23 protein-coding genes are annotated in these 23,376 nt (G+C 53.0%); 5 read left to right on the top strand and 18 right to left on the bottom strand.

Annotated elements, in window-relative coordinates; all coding sequences use genetic code 11:
- Positions 1-79: 79 nt before the first annotated feature.
- On the bottom strand, positions 80-2,191 hold the full coding sequence (locus tag C162_RS04405; protein ID WP_036691642.1) for a TerD family protein: 2,112 nt from the start codon (positions 2,189-2,191) through the stop codon (positions 80-82).
- Between the two features lie 517 nt (positions 2,192-2,708).
- Between C162_RS04405 and C162_RS04400 the strand changes: the two genes are divergently transcribed.
- The 3 genes from C162_RS04400 to C162_RS04390 all read left to right on the top strand — a co-directional run bounded on the left by C162_RS04400 (position 2,709) and on the right by C162_RS04390 (position 5,353).
- Positions 2,709-3,110 (top strand): RidA family protein, encoded by a 402-nt coding sequence (locus tag C162_RS04400; protein ID WP_036691640.1) that lies wholly within the window; start codon positions 2,709-2,711, stop codon positions 3,108-3,110.
- 262 nt (positions 3,111-3,372) lie between these two features.
- Positions 3,373-4,578 carry a hypothetical protein gene (locus tag C162_RS04395; protein ID WP_036691636.1) on the top strand — a complete coding sequence of 402 codons (1,206 nt, stop codon included), beginning with the start codon at positions 3,373-3,375 and terminating at the stop codon, positions 4,576-4,578.
- Between the two features lie 16 nt (positions 4,579-4,594).
- Positions 4,595-5,353 carry a hypothetical protein gene (locus C162_RS04390; protein WP_051493224.1) on the top strand — a complete coding sequence of 253 codons (759 nt, stop codon included), beginning with the start codon at positions 4,595-4,597 and terminating at the stop codon, positions 5,351-5,353.
- Positions 5,354-5,410: 57 nt separating this feature from the next.
- On the opposite strand, the gene C162_RS04385 is transcribed toward C162_RS04390, so the two are convergent.
- From C162_RS04385 to C162_RS04340, 10 genes are all read right to left on the bottom strand, one after another.
- On the bottom strand, positions 5,411-7,924 hold the full coding sequence (locus tag C162_RS04385; RefSeq protein ID WP_036691633.1) for a hypothetical protein: 2,514 nt from the start codon (positions 7,922-7,924) through the stop codon (positions 5,411-5,413).
- Between the two features lie 30 nt (positions 7,925-7,954).
- Positions 7,955-9,043, bottom strand: coding sequence for a HAMP domain-containing sensor histidine kinase (locus C162_RS04380; protein ID WP_036691631.1), 1,089 nt, complete (start codon positions 9,041-9,043; stop codon positions 7,955-7,957).
- Positions 9,036-9,734, bottom strand: coding sequence for a response regulator transcription factor (locus tag C162_RS04375; protein ID WP_036691629.1), 699 nt, complete (start codon positions 9,732-9,734; stop codon positions 9,036-9,038). Before C162_RS04375 ends, C162_RS04380 begins: the two co-directional genes overlap by 8 nt.
- A 23-nt stretch (positions 9,735-9,757) precedes the next feature.
- Positions 9,758-11,089, bottom strand: a complete 1,332-nt coding sequence (locus C162_RS04370; RefSeq protein ID WP_235218348.1) for an ABC transporter substrate-binding protein — start codon at positions 11,087-11,089, stop codon at positions 9,758-9,760.
- 49 nt (positions 11,090-11,138) lie between these two features.
- Positions 11,139-12,299 (bottom strand): efflux RND transporter periplasmic adaptor subunit, encoded by a 1,161-nt coding sequence (locus tag C162_RS04365; RefSeq protein ID WP_036691627.1) that lies wholly within the window; start codon positions 12,297-12,299, stop codon positions 11,139-11,141.
- 45 nt (positions 12,300-12,344) lie between these two features.
- On the bottom strand, positions 12,345-13,175 hold the full coding sequence (locus tag C162_RS04360) for a carbohydrate ABC transporter permease (protein ID WP_051493235.1): 831 nt from the start codon (positions 13,173-13,175) through the stop codon (positions 12,345-12,347).
- Positions 13,176-13,233: 58 nt separating this feature from the next.
- Positions 13,234-14,100, bottom strand: a complete 867-nt coding sequence (locus C162_RS04355; RefSeq protein ID WP_036691623.1) for a carbohydrate ABC transporter permease — start codon at positions 14,098-14,100, stop codon at positions 13,234-13,236.
- Positions 14,101-14,244: 144 nt separating this feature from the next.
- Positions 14,245-15,195 carry a hypothetical protein gene (locus C162_RS04350; protein ID WP_036691620.1) on the bottom strand — a complete coding sequence of 317 codons (951 nt, stop codon included), beginning with the start codon at positions 15,193-15,195 and terminating at the stop codon, positions 14,245-14,247.
- Positions 15,192-15,749, bottom strand: a complete 558-nt coding sequence (locus C162_RS04345; RefSeq protein ID WP_036691618.1) for an RNA polymerase sigma factor — start codon at positions 15,747-15,749, stop codon at positions 15,192-15,194. The genes C162_RS04350 and C162_RS04345 overlap by 4 nt, the downstream gene beginning before the upstream one ends.
- Positions 15,750-15,880: 131 nt before the next feature.
- Positions 15,881-16,255: a hypothetical protein gene (locus C162_RS04340; RefSeq protein ID WP_036691616.1), complete on the bottom strand. Its 375-nt coding sequence runs from the start codon at positions 16,253-16,255 to the stop codon at positions 15,881-15,883.
- Positions 16,256-16,534: 279 nt separating this feature from the next.
- Here C162_RS04340 and C162_RS04335 point away from each other — a divergent pair, with 279 nt between their 5' ends.
- Positions 16,535-17,440 carry an alpha/beta hydrolase gene (locus tag C162_RS04335; RefSeq protein ID WP_036691613.1) on the top strand — a complete coding sequence of 302 codons (906 nt, stop codon included), beginning with the start codon at positions 16,535-16,537 and terminating at the stop codon, positions 17,438-17,440.
- Positions 17,441-17,534: 94 nt separating this feature from the next.
- Positions 17,535-18,296 carry a class I SAM-dependent methyltransferase gene (locus tag C162_RS04330; RefSeq protein ID WP_036691611.1) on the top strand — a complete coding sequence of 254 codons (762 nt, stop codon included), beginning with the start codon at positions 17,535-17,537 and terminating at the stop codon, positions 18,294-18,296.
- Between the two features lie 92 nt (positions 18,297-18,388).
- Here the strand turns inward: C162_RS04330 and C162_RS04325 are convergent, their stop codons facing one another.
- From C162_RS04325 to C162_RS04295, 7 genes are all read right to left on the bottom strand, one after another.
- The gene (locus C162_RS04325; protein ID WP_036691608.1) at positions 18,389-18,808 is read right to left on the bottom strand and encodes a VOC family protein; all 420 of its coding nucleotides are present in this window, start codon (positions 18,806-18,808) and stop codon (positions 18,389-18,391) included.
- A gap of 75 nt (positions 18,809-18,883) precedes the next feature.
- The gene (locus tag C162_RS04320) at positions 18,884-19,891 is read right to left on the bottom strand and encodes a sigma-70 family RNA polymerase sigma factor (protein WP_076156317.1); all 1,008 of its coding nucleotides are present in this window, start codon (positions 19,889-19,891) and stop codon (positions 18,884-18,886) included.
- Entirely contained in the window at positions 19,888-20,976 is a 1,089-nt protein-coding gene (locus C162_RS04315; RefSeq protein WP_036691605.1) for an ankyrin repeat domain-containing protein, read from the bottom strand. Before C162_RS04315 ends, C162_RS04320 begins: the two co-directional genes overlap by 4 nt.
- A gap of 25 nt (positions 20,977-21,001) precedes the next feature.
- A complete protein-coding gene (locus C162_RS36320) occupies positions 21,002-21,739 on the bottom strand; it encodes a hypothetical protein (protein ID WP_036691603.1) in 738 nt (245 codons plus the stop codon).
- A 44-nt stretch (positions 21,740-21,783) separates the two neighbouring features.
- Positions 21,784-22,344, bottom strand: coding sequence for a DUF4303 domain-containing protein (locus C162_RS04305; RefSeq protein WP_036691601.1), 561 nt, complete (start codon positions 22,342-22,344; stop codon positions 21,784-21,786).
- A 2-nt stretch (positions 22,345-22,346) separates the two neighbouring features.
- A complete protein-coding gene (locus C162_RS04300; protein ID WP_036691598.1) occupies positions 22,347-22,805 on the bottom strand; it encodes an SMI1/KNR4 family protein in 459 nt (152 codons plus the stop codon).
- Positions 22,806-22,837: 32 nt separating this feature from the next.
- Entirely contained in the window at positions 22,838-23,374 is a 537-nt protein-coding gene (locus tag C162_RS04295) for a hypothetical protein (protein ID WP_036691595.1), read from the bottom strand.
- Between the last annotated feature and the right edge of the window lie 2 nt (positions 23,375-23,376).

The following is a 23,376-nucleotide window of genomic DNA, read 5'->3' as shown; positions in this document are numbered from 1 at the left end:
GCAACAAAAGGGGGGTGTCCCAAGCCATATCATGGCTAAGACACCCCTTTCTTTTGAACAAACAGGTTACCCGCTCTACTCACACCACATATTCGGCCATAATCTGCTCGATGTGGTACGGAGTCACTCCCTGGTCTACCGAGAATACGGTATCGGCCTGCTGTGGTGACACGGCCAGCTGACCACGGGCCTTGGCGTGCAGCGTGAAAAGATCATACAGATCAGGCTTCTTCAAGGAGGTCATCGCCTTGCCGATGATCACCATCCCCTTCTGGTTGACCTCCACATTATTAGGATAGAAGGGATCTCTGGTCAGGGACAGGTCTGTCCAGATCACGGTCCGCTCCACCAGATCCAGTATCACAGGAATGGCGAGTTGAGTATCCGCCGTGACATCAATCTTGTTCGATACCGTGGCTGGCTCATAAACTTCACCGGACCCTGGCTTCTTCCGCATCATCCACCCCGTGAAGCACTCCGGCAGATTGCAGTACGGCTGTCCTGTGAAAGAATGGAGGCTAGCTACCACATACCTTCCGCCATACTCAACAATAGAAGGAATATGCAGGTCGATGAACTCACTAGCCCCGTAGGGCGCCGTTACAATGTCCCCGCTATGGGCTGCATGATATTGTGCCGAGCGCAGATTCGTATACGAAATATGCTCGACATAATTCCAATTCTTATCATACATCACTGCTGACAGGTCAATATCAACGCGGCCTGTAGGCGTACCGCCCATCTTCCCTTCCTTCCACCAGCAGAAGAAACGGACCGTATTCCCTTCTTCCATCGGAATCCGGCTTCCCCGGACCAGGGTATGCAGTGCTTTGCTGGCCGATCTCTGGGAGAATGGCACAAGATAGTCCCTCAGGCGCTCATCCACATATACCTTTCCCAGAGACGGCTGGGCAGCAAACCGCGCCACCAGCGTCTGCTCGCAGAGATCCACCATATCCCGGCAGGCTTCTTCACTGATCTCCGGTAGGGTATTAGGGGTGGCCCAGGCTTTGGCGACATTTCCCTTGGGGAAAAACACCCTCAGCTCAGGCAGCTCCCGCTGGCGTTCGAAGTAGTTCTTCACCTGTAGCAGCACCGGGGTCGATACCTGACCGGCCACTTCGCCGAAGGCCATCACCACGTACTCAGGCTCCCGGGTCATCCGCAGCAGCTTCGCCAATCTTCGTGCGAATTCACCCGGACGCTTCGCCAGCAGATCCAGTGCCGTCCAGAGCTGCTGGTACTGAAGGGCAAGCTCTACACTTCCGTTATAGGTGGTGAAGGGCTTTTTATTACGCAGGATATCAAAAGCTTCCTCACAGCGCTTATACCGCTGCTTATATTCAGATGGATGCAGGATCTCGCCGAGACGAATCCAGCGTTCCCGGTACCTTAGCATATCCTCGGTGATGGGATGGCACCGCTCCAAGAGCCCCAGCAGCAGCCGGCGTTCACTACGCTTGAACTTGCGGAAGCGGGTAGGCAAGGCCAGACTAACATCGCCTCCCGACCAGGCCACCGCCAGCCGCAGCACATCGGTTGCCGTCTTGAAGTACGGGCTTATTCTTGCTACGTCCGCTTTACCATGCTTAAGCAGCGACGACGCCACATATCCGGCATTCTCCTTGAACGGTATCTCCTCCGGCAAAAGCTCATCCAGCTCTTCGTTGGCTGTATTCGCAATCACAGCATCGATATCCTTCTGATCCTCTGCCGAAATTGAGCCCCTGGCCTCCATCAGCTGGCGGATTAGGGTCCGGAACTCCGTGCTGCTCCCCAGATCAATGACCTTCAGCTTCACATGATCCTCAAGGGGTGTTCGCTGCACAGAATCAGCATATGGAAGCTCCCAGGTATAATAATGGAACATCGCATTGAAATACAGATCTGCTTCGTCCTCCTGCATGACCTGCTCCGGGAACCCCGGATACATCGGTGCATAATGCACATGCGCGCCAACCATCCGTCTTACATCGGCAATCAGCGGATAGTACAGCTGCTCGAAGGCCTCGCGGGGCAGCTTCTGGACCGCCCGGAATAAGGCAGGCGACAGGGTATACCCAAGCCCCTGCAGATTGCGGAGGGCTGCGGCCAAGTACCCCTTCGGGAGCTTCTTTGTGTCAGCAGCGTCAGGTGTATATTTCAGCATAATCTTGCCTGCTCTACGCAGGTAAATCCGGTTTATTTGCATAGTAAAAGTGTCCAGGAGAGCCGTATCCCTACTCGGTTTAAGTCCATGGGTAGAAGGAAGGAATACAATAGCCTGGACGCCTCCTCTCTGAGTAAGCATCCTTCAGGAGAGCTGCGGCCCTATTTCATCCAATTGAGTAGAAGGAAGGACCGCGGGTAGCCTGAAGATCTCCCGGCGATCTTGCAGCCGTTTGATGGTTCCATCTTCGCACACGGTCCAGTAGGCCAACAGGGCGAAAGTATTACGACAGAGGTAAATTTTAACTTATGGCTCCGCCACGCATCGTATCGCACCCTGTATTTTGGTTTTTATTGAGGGTATGTTATCATTCTTAGAGTAAGTTAAATTTTAAATGTTTAGGAGGGATACCTGATGAAAAAGAGATCCATTCAATATCTGTCTGCTGGAATCGGGTATTCGACGGCTGTTTTCTTTTAGAATCGATGCGGACGGGATAGGTCTGTCCAATATTAAGCGATACTACAAAAACAGCCCATTTAAAAGGAGACTTACCCTCATGAATCTAAATAATAAGGTCGTTCAAAGATATAACCCTGAAAATATAGCAAAACCGGTTGGAAGCTACAGTCATGTGACCAAAATTAGCAGAGATGCTGAAATGTACGTCTTTTCCGGTCAAATCGGGATCGATCCGAACAATAACATCCCCCCCGATTTCAACCAGCAAGTAACCAATACCATGAGTAATATTGTCGCCATTCTTTCCTCGCAGCAGCTAACCCCGGACCATGTCATCAAAATCAACATCTGGGCCACGGAGGAAATCGATTGGGACCATTTCTATTCCATCTGGAATGAAGTGTTCGGCCCTACGCCTCCCTCCATGACGGTTGCCTACATCCAAGGATTAGGGCTGCCTGAACTCAAAATCGAGCTGGATGTGTGGGCCGCCGGTTAGAGGATAGAATAATTTAAAACACCCAAAACAAGCCCTGGAAGATATTCTTGAGGCTTGTTTTGGGTGTTTTTTTACTGTGCTGCGATAATTAAGGGGTAAAGGTATATTTTTGATATACATTTTATAATTTAAGAGGATTTAGGTGTTGTCCATCCTAAAAGGTTAGACATCGCTGTTAAATCATGTCACTTAGGGATATACTAAAGGAGATAACGAAACTAAGATAATTTACAACCATTTAGTGCTGCTGAGGAGTGATAGTGTGAAGCTCAGAGTTAGAGATGTTTTTATTGCAGGCGCCCTCCCGATTCACACCTATATTTCCCGCAAATCGGAATTCGGGCTGACCTATGAATTCCGTCTTCATAACGTAGTCGATATGGTCGGATTTTTAACTTCAATTATAGGCCCATCGAAAACTGGAAAAACAGTACTGTGTGACAAGGTAATCGGCTTGGACGGATACGTCGATTTTATAGGAAGCGACTTTAAAGATACTGTAGATTTCTGGGAGACGATTGCAAATAAAATTGGTATTTCCCTCGAACGGGACCATACAGAGATACGCACGCTTGAAGGTCAGGGGCTCGCCGGAACAACGGAAGGAATCACCACCTCCATCACAGAGTCTTTCCGTTCCGGCAAAGATAAAGTCATTCAATATTTTATAGCAAACAACTTAGTTCTATTACTAGATGATTTCCATTACGCTTCACCCAGCAAACAGTTTGAGATTGCCTATCAGCTCAAAGATGCGATCCGCAAAGGGCTTCGAGCCATCATCATATCCTTACCTCACCGATCGGATGATGCCATTCGAAAGAATGCCGATTTAAGCGGAAGATTGAATCTGATTAATATCGAGCCTTGGAATACAGATGAACTGCGTGAAATCGCTGTTGCTGGATTCAACAAACTAAATATGCAGATTGATCTTCGGATCGCTGATAACATTGCACAGGAGAGTCTATCTTCCCCTCAACTCATGCAATCTATCTGTTATAACCTTAGTATGATACTCGATATTGACAATACAGATCATCCGGCGATGCCTGACCAGGAGATCCTAGACAAGGCCTACAGAATGACCTCATTGAACCTTCTTGCTTACCAAGAGGTTGCCCGGAAGTTGAAAACAGGTCCTAACCCCCGGGGGCAGAAAAGAAAAACCTATCTGACTATAAAAGGTGAAGAAACTGATATCTATGAGTTACTTCTAAAGGCGATTGCTGATGATCCGCCCATTGTGAGCCTCTCTATCGACAGTATCAAGCGAAGAATCGATGTGTTGCTTGGTAATAATGCGGATAGGCCAGACCGGGTGAAAATTAAGGCTGCTATTGATCAGATGCAGACTATCATGCAGAGCAGCGAACCGATGTATCAGGTTTTTGAATATAAGGATGATGAAGTTTACATTTTAGAACCGTTATTCCTGTTCTTTTTACGCTGGGGTAATCTCAACTAATCGAAGGGGGATTATTTTGACTACGATTAACGAGGATAGACTACAAGTTATAACTGCTCTTCAAGCACAAATTCAATCTTTCCCACAGGGACAATCGGCTGACTTCAGCAGATGGGTGGATACTACCAGCCGCATATTAGAGCGCCTCTTCTCCGATCAGTCCATAGCACAGAAATTTGTCTTGCTCACCAGTGCAGGTATGCTCCAGGCACAACTATACCTGGAGAATTTAATTACAGATGTTAACACTGGTCTATTCGATGATGCCAAAGCACTTAATGAAGTAGATGAAGCGCATTTTCATCTTATCATCAGCAGAGTCCTTCATAATTTCGATAAGCATATTTACGAAATGTATCAGAAGCCAGTCCATGGAAATGGAACACTGAAGCTAGAGAGCCTTGGTGACATTTCACTGGGCAACGAATATGATGTGCAGCGTTTGCTCTATTCACTACTTCGTCCCATTTTTCCTGAAGCAAGAGTTGAAGTACCCACTGACGGAGGATACAAGGGGTACCGCTTCGATATATTTATTGATTCCTATGAAACTGTAATTGAAGTTAAATGTACTCGTCCCAATATGTCTGAGCGGAAACTCACCGAGGAGATCGGGTCAGATGCATATCATTATCCGAAAAAACACATCTATTTCTCCATCTACGATAAAGCTAAAATCATTACAAATGTTGACGCATTCTGTAAGAACTACAACAGAACCCACGATTCCAAGCAGATACACACCATAGTCATCCAACCGATTAAAATAATTTAGAAAACAGGCCGCCTTCCCTCCCCGGAAAGCGGCCTGCTTCATCATCTGCCTACCCTATCACTCCTCCTCCCACTTCTTCGCCGCAGGCCGCTCATACACCACAGCATAACTCTCGCTGCCCAGCAGCATCCGCTTACCCTGGAACTCGTCATAGATGTTCACCTGCACCGTCGCACCAGTGAGAGTCTTGTATGCCCGGTTGTTCAGCGTAAAGGACACGCTGTCCGAGGCTCCTGCACTTGTCAGTTCCTCGCCCAAGGAGAGAAGCTTCTCTGAAGGCTGTCCAAACGGGTCGATCAGCTCGGCCACCAGCTTATGCTCATTCGCCCCGGCTATATACAGCCCGCTGCGGGTTAACCGGTAGCTAAGCTTCGCCTCGATAGACTCGCGGTCCTCTGACAGGGTTGCGGTGGACTGGGTCACCGACATGACGTACGGGAATAGCTCCAGCTTCTGAAGAGACGTCTGCGGTGCAGGATTCGTAGCATTAAGGGCCAGGCCTGCGGTATCAATATAAGCGGTCGGCGCTGCCCCGGGTACCGTCAGCTTGCCTTCGGCAATCCCTTCTCCAAGAAAGAGTGTCAGCTCTGAAGCATTAATCTCCGGCGGAAGCTTACTCCAGACGGTTACGATACTCTTCTCTTTGGCATTCAGGGCCGCCTCCGGCTGGCTGATTACCGCTTCGAAATACTGCTGATCCGCAGTTCTGTAATAACCCACCAGTTGTGACGGCTGGGTCTTGCGTAACTCCTCGTTGGTCAGTATCAGCTCCGTATAGATCAGCTTGGAATCTGTCCCCGGATAGATCCGGGTCTGTCTCTCCAGCACCTCTGCCTTCTTGCCGGTCAGCCCTATAGGGAGAGGCTCTCCGGCAGCCGCCGTTCTCAGGGTGTTATCCACTTGGCTGGTGAACAGCGTCAGGAAATTCGCTTTGGCCTCTCCCGAAGGATACTGAAGAATGATCTTCAGCTTCTTGAGATTATAGGAATAGGGAAGGTTCCCTGCAATATACAGTACGGCTGTCTCCCGTGGAGCCAGATGAGTCACGGAGCCGTCAATCACAATCTGCGCGCTGCCGCTGATATCCTTATCCCCCGCCTTCAGCAGCGCCGTAAGCGCCGGGAGCTGTACCGTGGTTGCACCTGTATTGCGCAGGCTCACCTTAGTTACCACCTGATCCTGGTCCGACCACGGCAAACGTTCCACCGCTTCGAGCTTGACTACGAAAGACCCCAGAGGGTTCTGCACAGGATATTCCGTAGCCAGCAGATGATCCGGCTGCAAGGAATACGGAATCTGGAAAATCGCTGCCGGGAAGGCAATCCGGTCCGCTTCTGCCGGTTCGGTCATCTGCAGCCGGAGCATACCCTGCTTGAGCTTCAGGGGCAGCTCGGCGCTGAGTTCTACGGTCTGCTCCTCCAGCGGCTTCAAGGTAAGGCCCGCCAGGGCTGTATTGCTGACCGGGTAGCTGTAACCCTCGGCTGTTATTAGACTGAACGGGTATGCCGGCAGCGTCATTGCCTGATTGCCGGTGTTCCGCACACGGAATTTCAGGCTCCACTTCGCCAAATTGTCCTCCGAATACACCGCCGCACTGGCTAACTGGGTCTCAATCGCGCTGTTATTAACCTTGAGCCGTTTCACGGCGTTCACAGGTACATTAAAGTTAGGCGATTCCGCCGCAGGCAGCTTGTATTCGGCAACCGGCAGCTTTATTGGCAGCGCACTATCTTCCTGGACGAACTGCAGGGACATATTGTCCAGCTTCGTATAAGAAGGGAGGTCCGCCAGGTAGTAGAGAATTCTTTTCTCCTTAGGCTGAATCAGGGTGTCGGCCTTGTCCGCCTTCAGCTCGAACATCGAGCCTCCCGGCGATACAAGGTATCCCTTCAGGCCCGTATCCTTAAGCACCTTGGCTCCCGAGTTGGTGAAGCTGACTCCAACCCTGGCATAAACCTTCCCGTCTATCTTATAGATATGCAGGCTTTCCGCTTTGCCGGTCACCGGCAGCCCTCCCAGGGTCAGCTTCTTGCTCTGGCCTCTGGGGGTCACTGCGGAGTAGGAGCCGGGAATCGCGAATGTTCCCAGCTTCTTCTGGTAATTCGCCTGGCTGAAATCCCAGCCGAATAAGGCGATGCGGACTCCGTTTATTTTGGCAGCTTTTCCCGTATTGACGTAGTACGTCACCGGTTGACTGCTGTTAGCCGGAATAGACTTGACCGCAGCACTGCCTGTTACCGGCTTGCCTTGAATCACAGCACCGCTTGAAGTGGTGACCTTGGAGAAATAATCGATCAGGCTTACATTGCTGCCCGTTCCGTTATAGTAATTCAAGGTGTACGTGAGTATATTCCCGCTCTCCTGAGGCTGAAGCGCTGCGTTCAGCAGCTTTACACTCACACCGCTTTTCAAGGAGACCGCCCCCAGTCCCTCAAGAGTGGGTAAGGCGGCTGTCGCTGCTGTTCCCGCTGAAGATCCGGCGGCTGCCGCATAGGCTCCGAAGGCAATGGACTGGCTGAGAACCGCCAGGCTTAGCATGGCAGCAGCATATTTTCTCTTGGAATGATACATGATTCTGATTCTCTCCTCCCTTAACTTCGCTTACGCTTGCGGCAGCCGCATCTCGAATCTTGTCCATATCTCGTTACTCTCCACAGACAGGGTTCCCCCATGCTGCTCTACGATGTTCCGCGCAATGAACAGACCCAGACCCGTGCCGCCATCCTGATGAGTCCGCGCCCGGTCCCCGGAATAATACATCTCGAAGATATGCGCCTGCTCCTCCGGCGGAATGGGATTCCCGTAATTGATCACCTCAACCGCTACTGCATCTGAATCAGGGCGGCTGTTAATATCCACATATACGCCTTCCTGCCCGTAACGGGCGGCATTGGTCAGCAGATTCCCTAAGACCCGTACCAGCAGATCCCCATCCCCATAGACGCTTAAGCCTGGGGTAATCTTCAGCCGTGAGGTGAGGCCGTTCCGCTCAAATACCGGGTATAGCTCCTCGTTCAATTGCCGGAGCAGCTCGCCGATATCCAATTGCGTTTTTACCATTGGCAGTGTGCCATAGTTCATCTTGGTGATCTCGAACAGTCCGTCAATCAGCTTCTCCAGCCGCTGGGATTTGGTGAAGGCAATGGTGGCGTAGTGTATGATTGTCTCCACCGGCAGCTTCTCCTCTTTAAGGATCAGATCCAGATAGCCAAGCACAGAGGTGAGCGGCGTACGCAGATCATGGGCCAGATTGACGACCAGCTGATCCTTGCTGCTCTCGGCGAAATCGCCCCGCTGCACCGCTGCCAGCAGCTTAGCCCCTGCCGCATTCAGATCCTCGGCAATCGCACTGAACTCATCCCTTGAAGCAATCTTCACCTGATTCTGAAATTCCCCGTTAGCCAGATGATGAATCCCGCTGGAGATCTCGTTAAGATAACGGATATAAGGCTTGGTGAACTTGAAAAAGAAGATCAGCATGAGCGGAATGAACAGCATCAGCGATACGTTGAAGTCCCCGAGCCTGTAGATGAACCGGCGCACCTCTGCTTCCGGGTCCTCCATCCTCACCCCGGAGTAGTAGAGCTGAAGCAGCTTGAAGATTCCATAGGTCAGACCGGCTGAGAGCAGCATGCTTACCCCCAGCAATTGGACTAATCTGGCCCGGAAGCCCCGGGCCCGCTTATTCATTGAACGTGTACCCGACGCCCCAGATGGTTCGGATGAACCGGTCCTTGTTCTGGTCCTCGCCCAGCTTCCTGCGGAGGGTACGGATATGCACCATCACGGTATTGCCGGACTCGTAGTACGCTTCGCCCCACACCTGCTGAAAAATATTCTCCGCACTAAACACCTGCTTGGAGTGGCTGGCCAGCAGATAGAGGATGTCGAATTCCTTGGGCGTGAGGTCAATCGCCTTCCCGTATAGCGTAACTGTATGCCGGTCAAGGGATATAATAAGCCCGCCCGACTCCAGCACCGGGGCCTGATGGACAGCCAGAGGCTGGCTGAACTGTAGAGAACGCCGCAGCTGGGAATTGACACGGGCCAGCAGCTCCATAGGGTTGAAGGGCTTGATCATATAATCATCCGCTCCCATCACAAGGCCGGTAATCTTATCGAAATCTGAAGTCTTGGCGCTTAAAAAGATAATCGGCAGGTTATGCTTCACCCGGACCTGGCGGGTAACCTCGTACCCGTCCAGCTCCGGCATCATAATATCCAGAATCGCCAGATCAATGGACTGTGACTGAATGGCCTGCACCGCGGCCCGGCCGTCAGGTACCTTGATGCAGTGATACCCTTCCTTCTGCAGATGCAGGGCAATCAGGTCGGCAATCTCCTTCTCGTCCTCTGCGATTAGAATCGTGGTTCGCTTCATACCGGGACCTCCCAGACCTTGTTCTATTCGTTAAGGTACGTAGTCGCCTTGTTCTGAATCAGCTTGGCTACATCCTCTGCCGTCTTCTGTCCGCTGAAGAACGCGCCTGCTTCCTCACCGATGATGCTCAGAATCTTCACATCCATCATGGCGAAGTTATCCGCTGTATCCATCATGTCCTGGAACACCTTGAATTGTCCCTCAGGAACACTTGCAAGCTTGCCGTCCGGGAGCTTATACGTCCCGCTCTTCACCTGCTGCTGAAGCTCACTGAACTGCTTATCATTAAGCGACCGGAGCAGGGAGAAACCTTCTCTGCTCTGCAGGGACTGAACTTCATCAGAGAGCAGGAATTCCATGAATGTCCAGGCTTGTTCGGCAACCGGCGATTTGGCCTGTATCGCAAACGTGTAGCTCGGAATAATTCTCATGGCGCCGGAATTTCCGCTATGCGGCTTATACAGCAGCTTGGGATTGGCAAAATAGGTATACGGAACGTTGATGAAATCCGCCGGGCCCTGTATAACGGCAGAATAGAACAATTGATTCTCGGTCTCCACCGGCTCGGTGGTCATCAGCTTCTCTTGATACATCTCGTTAATCTCCCGCATCATAAAGATGAAGGCAGGGGAATCAAACTTGGCCTTGCGCGCAGCTACGTCTACGAACTGGTTATAGCCGTCGAACACCATCTCCTGAAGCAGCATATCCGGCGGATTATTCGGAAGCGCGTAGCGGTGTGCGGACCCTGCCTGCTGCCCGGACGTAATCAGCGATTTGGAGATTTTCTTCCATTCCTGCCAAGTCCAGCTCTTATCGTCGATCTCTGCTTGCTTAAGTACATCCCCGTCTCCAAGGAACGCTCTCAGGCTGAACCCGGAAGGAATGATATAGGTGCCCCCGTTCACCTTCAGGGCATTCAGCACATTCATTTGCAGGTCTTCCTGCTTCAGCGTCTTCGACTGCTTGAGGTAATCATCCATATCAAGGAATAGCTTCTTGCTCACGTAATCACTGGCGGGCAAACTGCCCGTTTCATAAATATCGGCTCCTTTGCCTGAGAGCAATGCCGTACCGGCGGTTTTCTGATACTTCTCATAATCCGGACCCTCCATCTTCTCGCTGATCCCCTTATACGCCTGAATCTGCAAATCGATATCCGGATAAGCCTGTTCAAACTTCTTCTCTACCGCACGGTAGAATTCACTATCCTGCTGAACCGATAGCGTAACAACCGTCTTCCCCCCGGTGCTTGGAGCTTCTGCACTGCTCCCCGGACTGCATGCTGTCATCATCGTTGTAAAAGCAAGGCTCATCCCCAGCCAGCCCATTTTGTTAATGATCTTCATTTTCATCCTTCACTACCTCCAATAATTGTTCGTATATTATGCCGTACTCCTGCGGCTATTGCAGACGTACGCGGTTCCCGTCCTGCAAGGGCTCACTGCTCTCCAGAATAATCATTTCGTCCCCATACAGGTTATCCGTCTGAATCATGCTGTCCGGGCCGTTCGTGATACTGGAGCGGATCTGAACCTCACGGGCGACAAACGTATTGCCTAGTGCCCCCCGCTGTTCCTCGATGGTATAGACGAAGGTGCGCCCGCCCGTCTGATGGATGGCCTTAGTCGGTATCACCACACCCTCCTGAAGAGACGGCTTCTTCATCTGGAACTGAACCTGCTCACCCCCCTGAAGCGAACCCTCATTCATTACAATGAAGACCGTCTTCTGTGCGATGCCCTCCGCCCTGCTGGTATCCTCACTGGCGGGACTTCCGGCACGCGCCTCAGCGCTCTTGATCTCTGCAATCTTTCCCGGCAATATCCGGGCCGATGGCCCCTCAGCAGAATGAACCTCCACCTCAAGCTTCTCCCCCAAGGTAATTCCCAGGCTGGATAATAGCCCCGCGTCCGCTGTGAAATCGAATTGAAATCCCTCTCGGCTGCTCGACAGCACCAGATCCGGCTCGCCCGATGACGGTATCCCCGGAAGGGCATTCAACCGGGTCACAATCCCGTCGAAGGGTGCCTTAAGCTGCTGCTCCGCAGTTAACCTCTCTCTCATCCCGGCGATTTTACGCGCCTGTCTGGCCTGCTCCTGCTTGCCTGCTTCAATCTCGCGCCGGGCCTTGCGAATCTGGAGCTCATCCCCTTCCGCATACGTCTGAATGAACTGATCCTGCAGGGTCTGCTGCCCGAGCTTTTGCTGATCCAGCAGCGCGATTTCATCCTGCAGCCCGGCTTCGGCAGACTGGCTGTCATAGACGATCAGCCTCTGCCCCTTCTTCACCCGCTCCCCCTCCTGCACAAGCACCTCCCGTGGCTTCCAGCCACTGCCATTCTGGAGCTTCACTTCATTCACGGGCCGCAGCACCCCGCTGCCCTCCAGCGTGAATTCAAGGCTCTTGCTCTGCGGCGTGACCGTCGTTACCTTGGGCAAGGTCAACGACTGCAGCGTATTGCTGAAGAAGGTGAAGAAGAGTAACACGCCCAGCAGCAGCAGGAAGGCCCTTTTAATATTTTTTTTCCGCCTGTGGTCTGCGGGCACTCCTGTAATCTCCATTTCCCCGTTCTCCTCCTATCCTCATAAGTCCCTCATATGCGAGCCCTAGCCCTTGATCCCGGATAACTGAATGCCCTCAATGAAATACGTCTCCGCATACAGGAAGATCAGCACCATCGGGGCCATGTAGATGACCGAAGCAGCAAAGGCAAGCCCCTTCTCACTGCTGACATTCGATAAGTAGACGGATAGGGGCTGACGCAGCGGATCATCCAGGAAAATCAGCGGCTGCTCCACCATATTCCAGTAATCGACGAATAAGAGAATCGTAAGCGCGGCCAGACCCGGCTGAACCATGGGAACAATAAGGGTATAAAAAATCCGTAAATGTCCGGCTCCATCCATCTTGGCCGCTTCGATATAGGCATACGGAATATCCAGCATAAACTGCCTGAGCATGAACACACCGAAGGCTGCAAAAATACCAGGCAGGATAATGGCCCCCGGGCTATTCAGCAGCCCCAGCCGGTCAGCCATGATGTAGTTGGGCACCAGGGTTACCTGAAAGGGCATCAGCATCGTCAGGACATAGACCAGAAACAGGAGCTCCCGGCCCCGGAATCTCAGCTTGGAGAATGCGTAAGCTGCCAACGCAGCTATAAGCGTCTGTCCAGCAATGATGGGCACCACCAGGAACACCGAATTCCAGAACATCGACAGGTACACCGGGCTCTCCAGCAGCACCTTGCCGTACTGCTCCAGAGAGACCTGATCGGGCAGCCATTTCAGATTGGCGAACGGATCGCTCCTGCCCTCTATGACCGTGTTCATTTGTCCGACCGGACCGTAATTGATCCCTATCTCGCGGCTACTCATGAACGAATTGATGAGCGTGACCCCAATCGGGAACAGCATCAGCAGGGCAACCACTCCCATAATGACGGTTAATATTAGCTTGGGTAAGACTTTATCCACTGGCACAATCTCTCCACCTCTATTCCATATTTCGACGATACCGGCGTTCCATGGCGAACAGCCCGAGAACAAGGATCAGAATGCCGCCGACCATCAGAGTAGATGCCGCTGTCATCTTCGGGAGGTCCAGGGACAGGAACATATTGTTCATAAAATGCTGCAGCATATAGATACTGTCATGCGGATACGGCCCGGCCAGCAGATACGTCTCCCGGAATACCTTGAAAGAGTTAATGATCGACATCATGACGACAAAAAACATCGTAGAGGTTAAGTAGACCAGCGTAATGCTCCGGAACTGCCTGAAACGGCCGGCCCCTTCAATCTGGGCGGTTTCATAATAATCCTTCGGGATCTGCTGCAGTCCGGCCAGGAACAGGATCACGTTGTACCCGATGTTTTTCCACACATACATCATCATAATTACATTCCGCGCGGCCTCCGTCTTCATCCAGTCCACCCGTGCCAGGCCGAAGCCGCTCAGCCACGCATTCAGCGCCCCGTTCCAGTCGAACAGGATCTGCCAGACCAGGATGATGGAAGCGACAGGAACAACCAGCGGGAGAACGTAAGCAGTCCTTAGCCATTTCTGAAAATACAGCTTCTTATGGAGCAGCAGCGCGAGGCCCAGCGACAGCACGATCAGCAGCGGAACACTCACCAGGCTGAAGTAGAAGGTATTGAAAGCCGCCTTGCGGAAGGAGTCGCCCGCGATCAGCTCCCGGTACTGATGCAGGCCCACATACTGCCCGTCCACCGCACGGTCCATGAAGGAATAGAACACACCCATGCCAAACGGAATCAGATAAAACAAGGCAAACCCGATGAGACTGGGTGCCAGAAATAACCAAGCCACCGATGAATCCTTACGGGCCCAATTCTTCAAGTTGCTCCCTCCTTGTATTCAAGAATAGGCCCAACTATTTAAGAACAAGTCGGGTAAAGATTAAAACTTTCTTAAATTCTCTCCGCAAAAAAGCCGCGGACGGATGTATTATCCATTCGCAGCTTTTGCAGGGCACCGCATATTTTACTTCAGGTCTGTAATCTCCATGATCTTATCCCTGAACCGGTACGTCACACTAACATTCTCGATAACCGCTGTGTCGTCGTAGGCCAGAGAACCCTCGAACGCTAACGTATCACTATGGGTCCACACCAGATGGTCCGCATAGCTGTAATTCTCGTGATCACTGCGCGTCCAAGTATCCAGCTTGCGCTGCGCACCATGTCTGATTCTCGCCGACTCTACCAGCTCCGGACTGATCGTCCCCTTCTCCACATTCAGGATTTGCACGAATTCACTCTTGTTAGAGCTGGTGACCACTGCCAGGAGCTTCCGGTCCGGGGACGCGATCATTTCTTTAATATACATGGAGGGGGACGCGAAGCTGAAATACGGTTCCAGCACATCATCTTGTATGCGCCACAGCACATTCTGGGTGCCGTAATCCGAGTAATTGTTGAATAAGGTGAATATGATGCTCCCGTCGGCCATTTTGTGGAGATACGGACTCTGGTAGCTTTTCGACAGGATATCCGTGGCAAAAGCAGCCGACTCCGCGATCTTCGCGGAATCACTGGTCAAGAAGGGCCGCAGCTTCTGCAGCGCCAGCTCCCGCGCCTTGGGATCGTTGAAGCTCTCCACCAGCCGGTTCACCGCAATATATACCTTATCATCGTTGCCGCTGGCTAACGCCTTCAGGAATTTGCCGGCCTCATACTGCGCACGGGGGGCCAGCTCCATATCCTCCGCTGTCAGATAACGGATATAAGGCTCCTCCGTTTTATTTCTGGTGTATTCTGTGGCGAGCAGCACGGTAGAAGTTGAGCTGTACACGACCAGACAGGCGACTACGGCGATCCATCTTTTGGAGAACCTGTGTCTCCTGCCCCTGCCCCTTACTCCGCTGTGTTCAGCTGCCGCAATCAGCTCCTCGTCAATCTGCCCAATCTCCTTATACAAGTCCTCCCGTTTCATAGGTGAACGCCTCCCTGGTCTAAATGAACTCTAAGCTTGTTCCGGGTCCTGAATAGGCTCGACTTCACCTTACTGCTGCTCATACCGAACCTGTCGGCGATGGCTTCTATCGAATCCGCATACCAATACCGTCTGACAAAAAGCTGCCGCGCCTCTTCCTCCAGCCCGTACAGGAATTCGTTGATTAACCGCGCGGTTTCACCGGCGGCAACCTCGGTCTCCACCGTCTCTGCTGCGGGCAGGCAGTCCTCCAGCTCCTCCAGAATCACCTCAAGCTGGCGGCTCCGCTTCTTGGCCGTATTATAACCATGCTTGTCGAGCGCGATATTGCGGGTGATCCGCCCCAGAAATACCTTCAGTCTGCGGGGCAGATTAGGCGGAATAGCGTTCCACGCGGCTAGATAGGTGTCGTTCTCACACTCTTCCATATCGGAGGGGCTTGCGACAATATTCCTGGCGATCGCCCGGCAGTAAGCACCATATTTGTTCCGGGTCTCCGTGATGGCCTGCTGTGAGCGCTGTAAGTATAGCTGGACTATCCCCTCATCTTCCATCTGCTATTCTCCTTTTACGTCCTCTTATGTATATAGTAGAGAATGCTTAGCATCCGTTGCATCCCTCTCACCAAAAATGCGATTAGCGCCCGGTTCATCACCGTTACGCTAATCGCATCCTGATTCCAACCTTAGATTAAAGCGTCGAAATGGCCCTCCGCATCCACCGTCGCCGTCCGGGGATCGGTCTGGCCGATACCCTTAAGGCCGCCCTTCCACTCCATCCGCCAGGGCGGAGCCTGAACATTCTGGGCGGCGGCACTCACATCCGTGACCGCGCTGCTTCCGGCTTTGTGCGCGAGCTGAACCTCAAGGAGACGGATCTGCCGCTGGAGCTGCTCCCGGCGGTAGGATGTCGCCTGCCCGCCCTGCGCCGCGTTCACCCGGTCCAGCTCCATCATCAGCCGGTTCCGCTGCTTCTCCAGGGAACTGACATCGCTCTGTGTGCCGCCGTAGGCCATGATGACCTGTACCGGACTGATTCCTGATACACTCTGTCCTAGCATGATCCATCCCTCCAGTCCTTGGCCCCCGCCTCAAATCCAGATATTTGGAAGCTTCTATTCCTATCTATTACCCTGCTGCTCCCGGTATGACAACATTAAGATGCACTACTGAATTTCATTCTTTGAAAAATCTCCGAAAACAATTTACATAATATCCTATATATGGTATCCTCGATGTGGATGCGCTTACATAATATGTCGGGAGAGGAGGAGGCGGCTCCGTTTCTGTAGAGGGAAGGCAATTAGGCTTCACCAATCGAATCAAGGAGGAGATATGAAATGAAGAAAATAATGACCCGAATTGCAAGTCTGGCTCTGGCGACAGTACTGCTGTTGCCTGCAATGTCTTTTGCATCACCTGTGACAGAGGAGCAGGATTTGAGCCTCTCTGCGGATGCCGCTGCGGCTGTAACCAGCACCATCACTCCCGCTCCGCAAGGCTATGACGGATACCGCAATAATATTCCGCACGGCAACGTACAGCAGATTTCTTATTATTCGACTACCGTAGGCAAGTCAAGAAACGCGATGGTATACACCCCTCCAGGCTATACCCCTTCCAAGACCTACAATGTTCTCTACCTGCTGCACGGCATCGGCGGGGATCAGAACGAATGGCTGAACGGGATGAATCCGCGGAACATTCTGGACAACCTGTACTCCCAGAATAAGCTGGAGCCGATGATTGTCGTGTTCCCGAACGGCCGCGCTATGGCGGATGACCGCCCAATCGGCGATATTTATGCTGCCGACAAGGTAGCTGCCTTCGAACGGTTTGAATTCGATCTGATCAATGACCTCATTCCTTACGTTGACTCTCACTTCCCGGTATACAAAAACAAGCAAAACCGTGCCCTGGCCGGATTATCCATGGGCGGCGGACAGACCCTGAACTTTGGCCTGAAGCATCTGGACAAGTTCTCCTGGATCGGCGCGTTCTCTTCTGCTCCGAATACGAAGTCGGCCTCACAGCTGATCACCAATCCGGCGCAGACGGCCAGCCAGCTGAAGCTGCTCTGGATCTCCTGCGGCGCCTCGGACGGCCTGCTCTATGTCAGCCAGAATTTCCATAACAGCCTGACCAGCATGAACGTTCCGCATCTGTGGTATCTGGATGTAGGCGGACATGAGGGCAAGGTCTGGAGCAGCGGACTGTATCAGTTCTCGCAGCGGATCTTCAAGTAATCCTGATCATAGCCTGCCTTCCCCTGATCCGCTAAGGTAAGGGGAGGGCAGCATTTCAAGATGAGCCCGGCCATACTACAAGGAGGGCAATACGATGGATCCAATAATCGATTACTATGATTCCTATGATGAGGAGGGAAGGCTGTTCAGGGATAACGGGCATCAGATCGAATGGATCACAACGATGTCTTACTTCAAAAAGCTGTTTAAGCCGGAAACCTACATTCTTGACGGCTGTGCAGGAACGGGGAATTACTCCTTTCAGCTTGCAGAAATGGGGCATAAGGTAGTTGCCGGAGATATTGTTCCTCATAATGTAGACATCATCAGAGAGAAGCAGCGCATACGCCCGGTATTGGCTGATATGTATACAGGAAGCATCACGGATTTATCACGTTTTGACAGCGAAACCTTTGATGTTGTTTTGAACATGGGAGCCTTTTATCATATCGGCAATGAAGACCGGCAGCTTGCCATGACCGAATGCCTGCGCGTACTGAAGCCGGGCGGGTTACTCGCGGTCTCCTATATTAACAATGCCGCCGTTTCGGTATTGAGCATAAGTGATAGACTCAGCAACATGGAAGATGTACTTACCTGGCATACCAACCAGACGAAGGATGGTCTATTCCTACATATGTCACCTCAGGAAATGGAACACATGGCCGCAGCCTATCATACAGAGATCGTTGCCCATCTTGGAACAGACGGGATCGGCTATCTTCTAGCTAACCATATTAATGGGGCGCAGCCAGAAGATTTCGAACACTGGCTTCAGTTTCATCTGCGGACCTGTGAGGATAAGAGTCTGCTCGGATATAGTTTGCATGCACTGGCGATTGTGCGGAAAGTGTAAACACAGACTCACTCCCCATAAAGCAAAATAGGCTGCACGCTCATCGCGTGCAGCCTATCATGATTGATCCTCTCCGCTACTATTTGCCCGCTCTACCCAAGCTCCGTATAAATCTGGAACGTCACCCCGTACTTGTCTGTCAGATCGCCGAAGCCGGGGCTGAACGGCTCCTCCCGAAACGGCATATTGACTTGACCGCCCTCCTGCAGCGCATCAAAAATTCTCCGCGACTCCTCCACACTATCCGTTGTAATGCAGATGGTTACCCGCTTGCCGCTCTCAACCGGCGTACCGCCAGGAGTATCCGAGAACATCAGCTCCGTGCCGCCCACCTGTACCTTGGCATGGGCCACCAGGCTTCGTACCTCATCCGGGAACGTGTCCGGGAGGTCCGGCATATCACCGTACGTCAGGATGGAGAGAACTTCAGCACCCATAGTCTGTGCATAGAACTGAATAGCCTCCTGCGTGCGCCCCTCCAGAGTGATGTAGGGAGTAAGTTTGACTGTCATTGTGTGTTCCTCCTTGAGTTCGGATTGGAATTGCCTGTGTGATTCATTAGTATAGACGTTCTAGCCGCGGAAGAATCATCGGTGCTCCGGCAATCCGAAGCGAATAAATAATTCAGTATCTATAAAATGATGAACATGCGCGATCTTCCCCCCGCTCAGCTCAAGCACATGAATTGCCCACGGGACCAGTAAACCGTCTTCTCCAGAGGGAACATACTGGGCAACGGCGGGCCGGTTCCCGTTCACCCGGACCGGCATCAACCGCGAGCCCACACAGTGACTGCGTGTGATCTGGTAGAAGGCCGCAAGATCCGCGCTGCCTTGCACCCACATCGTAAATGGCGGCATCGACAGGCTGCCGTTCTCCTGGAATAAGGCTAACAACGCAGCTATATTGTATTGTTCAAACGCCTCCACATAGCGGGTAATCAGTCCTTCGTCCACCTCGTCATCGTCTGCCTGCAAGGCCTCGGACCGGAGCTGTGCCTTGGCTATGGTTGCCCTCGCCCGCTGCATCGCACTGTTCACTGCGGCCACGGTCATCTCCAGTGCCCCGGCGGTCTCGGCTGCCGACCACCGGAAGACCTCCTGCAGAATCAGCACGGCACGCTGGCGGGGCGGCAGCAGCTGAAGCAGTGCAATGAAGGACAGCCGCAGGGTCTCTCTGCTGACCAGGATATTACCAGGGTCATCCACATGGCCCGGAGCGGGCCAGATCCAGGAATGCTGCGGCAGAATCTCCCTAGGCTCTGCAACCACAGCGGCCGGTTCCGAGAGATCCATCGGCAGTGCCCGCCGCTTGGCGCTCCTCAGCCGGTCGAGACAGACATTGGTAGCAATCCGGTACATCCAGGACCTGCGAGAGGCCTGCTGCCTCATCTGCTCCTGGTGCTTCCAGGCCCGGATCATAGTATCCTGGACGGCATCCTCCGCCTCGAAGATGGAACCCATCATCCGGTAACAATACCCGGTTAGCTCGGAGCGCATGTCCTCCAGCCCGTTCAGGGTCTCGGGGGTCGCATTGGTCTCTGGAGTCTCATAGGTCTCATGATGATGATTCAATTCAGACAGTCTCTCCTTCATGACCCGTCCAGCTCTCCCTCCATGAACTGTATGAGGTAGTGTTCAGGCTGCACAACAAATTCCGGGAAGCTGCACAGATCTGCATACGTCTGATGCTCCAGATCATAACAGCCGAGCTGCCCCTTCTTCTGCGGATTCCAGACCAGCACCAGACCGGAATAATTGTCAATATCGGCAGACAGGCGCAGCAGCTTGCGCCGACCGGCCTTCATCTGAACAGTATCGGTGAAGCTGAAGAAGTCGATGTACCCAATCTCATACTCATTGGGGGCAAGCGTCAGGCGCAGCTCATCCCCGGTAAGGAATTGGACCAGTTCACCCGGCAGTTTATATTTGGCCAGCTCCGCTTTCTTGTTCGCTACATTATGGACATCCGGCGGTTCCAGCGATTTCAGGTATTCCGCCATGGCGGTATGCTTGCTGCTGACCGCAATCGTATACGGCCGCTCGCCGTCCTTCTCCGTCATCATAATGTCTGCGCCTCGCTCAACCAGGAAGCGGACCATGTTCAGATTCCCCATCCGGGCAGCCACCGTCAGCGGTGTCGCCCCGTAAGGATAGACCATATCCGGCTTGTGGTAGTTGATATCCACTCCCATATCCAGCAGATAGGTAAGCGTCTTCAGATCATGGTTCGAGGCGGCCTGCCGCAGCACGGCACCGGCATGTTGCCGGATGTCCAGACCCAGCTCATGGATCAGCGGGATATTCTTCTTGTTGCCGTAGTACGCCTGTGAATAAGCGCCCGATCCTGTCCTGCTGAGCAGGTCAAGCTTCGCGTCCTGTGCAGCAAGGTAGCGGACGAGCTCCTCCTTGCCATAACGGACCGCCCGCAGGAAGGCCGGATTCTCGCGGACATTCAGCTTCGCGCCATGCTCCACCAGCAGCTTCACCACCCCGGTCTGCTGCGTGATAATCGCCAGGTCGAGCGGGCTGACTGTGGTACGCTTGCTAAGCTCCAGCTCTGCTTCGATATCCCAGCCCGCCTTGATGGCAGCCTGCAAAGCCGGAACATCCCCCTGATAGATCTGCATCGCCCGCTCCGGCAGCACCTCGAATTTCCCTATGTCCTTCAGGACAATCATCCGCACTCCTCCTTATTCTTCACTCCTATGCATACGACTCGCATCCCTTCGACAGAAGCCACTCTTTCAGCTTGGCAGATACCTGCCCGGCAGCCTGCTCATAGAAGACGGCTACCTCCTGCCCACCCGCCAGATTCAGGCGGATATAGCCCCCCAGCTCCCGATAGAACAGGTAGCAGACATAAGGATTCTCAATGAAGAGATCCGGCGGATGGTCCGCCCGGTAGAGGTCAGCCAGCTCCGTGAGCGCCAGCTGGCCCGCTCCCGGCGGCATCCGCAGGAAGACATGCTCGCGGGTTCCCGTCCACGGCTCATAATAGACGCTCTCCTCCTGGCTCCGCCCATAGATCCGGCGGTAGATGCCATCCAGAATCAGGGCATAGCCAACAGCCTCTTCCCCTTCCCCGGCAGACAGCGGGATCGCTTGAATCTGCTCTGCATGACGGGGCAGCCACAGCAGCCCGCTCACCCCGGGATGGACTGCCAGGAAATCACCGTCCACGGTGGTTCCTATAGCCGTACACTCGCCGATCTGCTGCTCCGTTATAGGACTGTCTTCATCATGCTCCCATAACCCATATTCGGCAAAAGGCCGCAGCACCTCCGGGTCAGGAGCCTGCACATTCATCCAGCCCCGATACGTCCCTTCGCCGTACTGCTGCAAGAACTTGGTATAGGCTGGCGGATACAATTCTGCGTTCTCCGCTTCAAGCAGGTGCCTGAGATGCTCTGACAACCCTTTGGTTTCAGATACGATATACATTCGTCATTCCCCCGGTTTCCTGCATGAGTTATTCATCAATAACCTTACTCTGCGGCTTCCGCCAGCCAAGCCTGCATCGCCGGAGTATCCGCCCGGTTCAGCCGCAGAGCAATGTCCGTATTCCCCTCATCCGGCGGCATCACCTCGGCAAGCACGCATACGTCCTCACGCGGCTGATTGAGAACGAACAGCCCCTCAGCATCCAGCATCCTCATCGCCAGCTCAATGGCCTCCAGCCGCAGCCCGAATTCATGGTTCCATGCATCACCCTCAAGCTCGGCAATAGAAGGGCGCGCCTGGAATAACCGCTTGACCTCATCGAAATGCTCATCCCCGAAGCAGCAATAAGGCGAATCGGCGTAAGACCATTTGATCAGCTCGGCGATTTCTGCTGCTGGTATGCTGCCACCTTCTGCCTGTCTTGCCGCTTCCTGCTCCAGCGCTTCCCGTGACCAAGCGGAGAGGCTTGGCGCATGTCCCTCGCCCGTTGTATATAGCGTACAGTAATAATAATGCTCCCCATTAGCAAAAAGCTCGCGGAACGACCTCCGCGCCGCCTCCACGATCTCCGCCGCCAGCCGCTGTATTTCCAGTCCCGCATTCATGGCTATTTCCTCTCGTCGATCAGCTGTTCCAGAAATCCGGCGAACGTGGGGGCGTATTCCTCAATCAGATCATTCATCAGGTCATAACGCATGACCGGGAATTCTCCCTGTTCATCAGGAGCAGAAGTATCGAAGTAATACAGCTCATCACTGTCCGGCACAAACAGATCCAGCCGGTGCGGGAACCGGCTGACCCACCAATCCTCCACCAGGTTCAGCCTGTGGATATACAGCAGATCCCAGTCGGTATACTCCCTATCCTCAGGAGCAACCAGCGTCAGAATTTGCCCGTCCCCCAGGCTCCCACCCCCATAACGGGTCAGCCACCAGCGGTAGGACGGCGGCAGCTTGAAGCCTAATTCCGCCTCGGCTTCGGTAATCCAGCTCTCCTCGGCCCCATGGCCCGGAAACCACCTTATCGCGGAAGGCTTACTCAATTTCTCGGTCAGACGCTCATACATAGATGTACTCCCCTTTCCCTGCTAAGGGATGATTATAGATTGTCAGGATGAACAGCAACGGGCGCATCATCATTCATGCGCAGCAGAATATACTCGGCCTCTTCCAGCGGCAGCTTCAACGTCCGGCTAACCTCATGGAGTCCCATCTCCCGGGAGAGGAGGAGGCGTGCCTGATGGATTTTCCCTTCCAGCCAGTTATTGGCCAGCATCCAGCTTTTCACCTGTTCCAGCAGCTCCGCTTGGGCAGTTTTACCGGCATGCTTGGTATATTTAGATACAGACTCTGCCAGATAGCTGTACAGGTGAATGCCCAAGGCCTCGCGCTGCTCATTCTTGGACATACGCTGGTACAACTCGTAGCTTAGGCTGAGATCCAGATAGAGGGTATGATCCCCGCTGTCAAAGCGTCTGAACGTTCTCCGCCCGTAGCTATCAGGCAACACCCGGAACACCACAAAGATACCATAGGGAAACTCCCATGTATTCGCCAGTTCCTCTAACGGCATCAATTCATCTCTAAGTACACCCACACATGTTCCATGGGTATCCAGCGTAAAACCCAGCTGCATAT

The sequence above is a fragment of the Paenibacillus sp. FSL R7-269 genome, from assembly GCF_000517865.1.
Taxonomy (GTDB): Bacteria; Bacillota; Bacilli; order Paenibacillales; family Paenibacillaceae; genus Paenibacillus_AQ.
This window is presented reverse-complemented; position numbering and strand designations above follow the sequence as displayed.

Bases quoted from the DNA above. Each gene is read 5' to 3' on its own strand.
- C162_RS04305 (WP_036691601.1), bottom strand. From the start codon at position 22,344: ATGAATGCGGGACTGGAAATACAGCGGCTGGCGGCGGAGATCGTGGAG.
- C162_RS04380 (WP_036691631.1), bottom strand. From the start codon at position 9,043: ATGAATAAGCGGGCCCGGGGCTTCCGGGCCAGATTAGTCCAATTGCTG.
- C162_RS04345 (WP_036691618.1), bottom strand. From the start codon at position 15,749: ATGGAAGATGAGGGGATAGTCCAGCTATACTTACAGCGCTCACAGCAG.
- C162_RS04295 (WP_036691595.1), bottom strand. From the start codon at position 23,374: ATGCAGCTGGGTTTTACGCTGGATACCCATGGAACATGTGTGGGTGTA.
- C162_RS04365 (WP_036691627.1), bottom strand. From the start codon at position 12,299: ATGGAGATTACAGGAGTGCCCGCAGACCACAGGCGGAAAAAAAATATT.
- C162_RS36320 (WP_036691603.1), bottom strand. From the start codon at position 21,739: ATGTATATCGTATCTGAAACCAAAGGGTTGTCAGAGCATCTCAGGCAC.
- C162_RS04350 (WP_036691620.1), bottom strand. From the start codon at position 15,195: ATGAAACGGGAGGACTTGTATAAGGAGATTGGGCAGATTGACGAGGAG.
- C162_RS04300 (WP_036691598.1), bottom strand. From the start codon at position 22,805: ATGTATGAGCGTCTGACCGAGAAATTGAGTAAGCCTTCCGCGATAAGG.
- C162_RS04370 (WP_235218348.1), bottom strand. From the start codon at position 11,089: ATGAAAATGAAGATCATTAACAAAATGGGCTGGCTGGGGATGAGCCTT.
- C162_RS04330 (WP_036691611.1), top strand. From the start codon at position 17,535: ATGGATCCAATAATCGATTACTATGATTCCTATGATGAGGAGGGAAGG.
- C162_RS04360 (WP_051493235.1), bottom strand. From the start codon at position 13,175: ATGGGAGTGGTTGCCCTGCTGATGCTGTTCCCGATTGGGGTCACGCTC.
- C162_RS04335 (WP_036691613.1), top strand. From the start codon at position 16,535: ATGAAGAAAATAATGACCCGAATTGCAAGTCTGGCTCTGGCGACAGTA.
- C162_RS04385 (WP_036691633.1), bottom strand. From the start codon at position 7,924: ATGTATCATTCCAAGAGAAAATATGCTGCTGCCATGCTAAGCCTGGCG.
- C162_RS04325 (WP_036691608.1), bottom strand. From the start codon at position 18,808: ATGACAGTCAAACTTACTCCCTACATCACTCTGGAGGGGCGCACGCAG.
- C162_RS04400 (WP_036691640.1), top strand. From the start codon at position 2,709: ATGAATCTAAATAATAAGGTCGTTCAAAGATATAACCCTGAAAATATA.
- C162_RS04320 (WP_076156317.1), bottom strand. From the start codon at position 19,891: ATGAAGGAGAGACTGTCTGAATTGAATCATCATCATGAGACCTATGAG.
- C162_RS04340 (WP_036691616.1), bottom strand. From the start codon at position 16,255: ATGCTAGGACAGAGTGTATCAGGAATCAGTCCGGTACAGGTCATCATG.
- C162_RS04315 (WP_036691605.1), bottom strand. From the start codon at position 20,976: ATGATTGTCCTGAAGGACATAGGGAAATTCGAGGTGCTGCCGGAGCGG.
- C162_RS04405 (WP_036691642.1), bottom strand. From the start codon at position 2,191: ATGCAAATAAACCGGATTTACCTGCGTAGAGCAGGCAAGATTATGCTG.
- C162_RS04375 (WP_036691629.1), bottom strand. From the start codon at position 9,734: ATGAAGCGAACCACGATTCTAATCGCAGAGGACGAGAAGGAGATTGCC.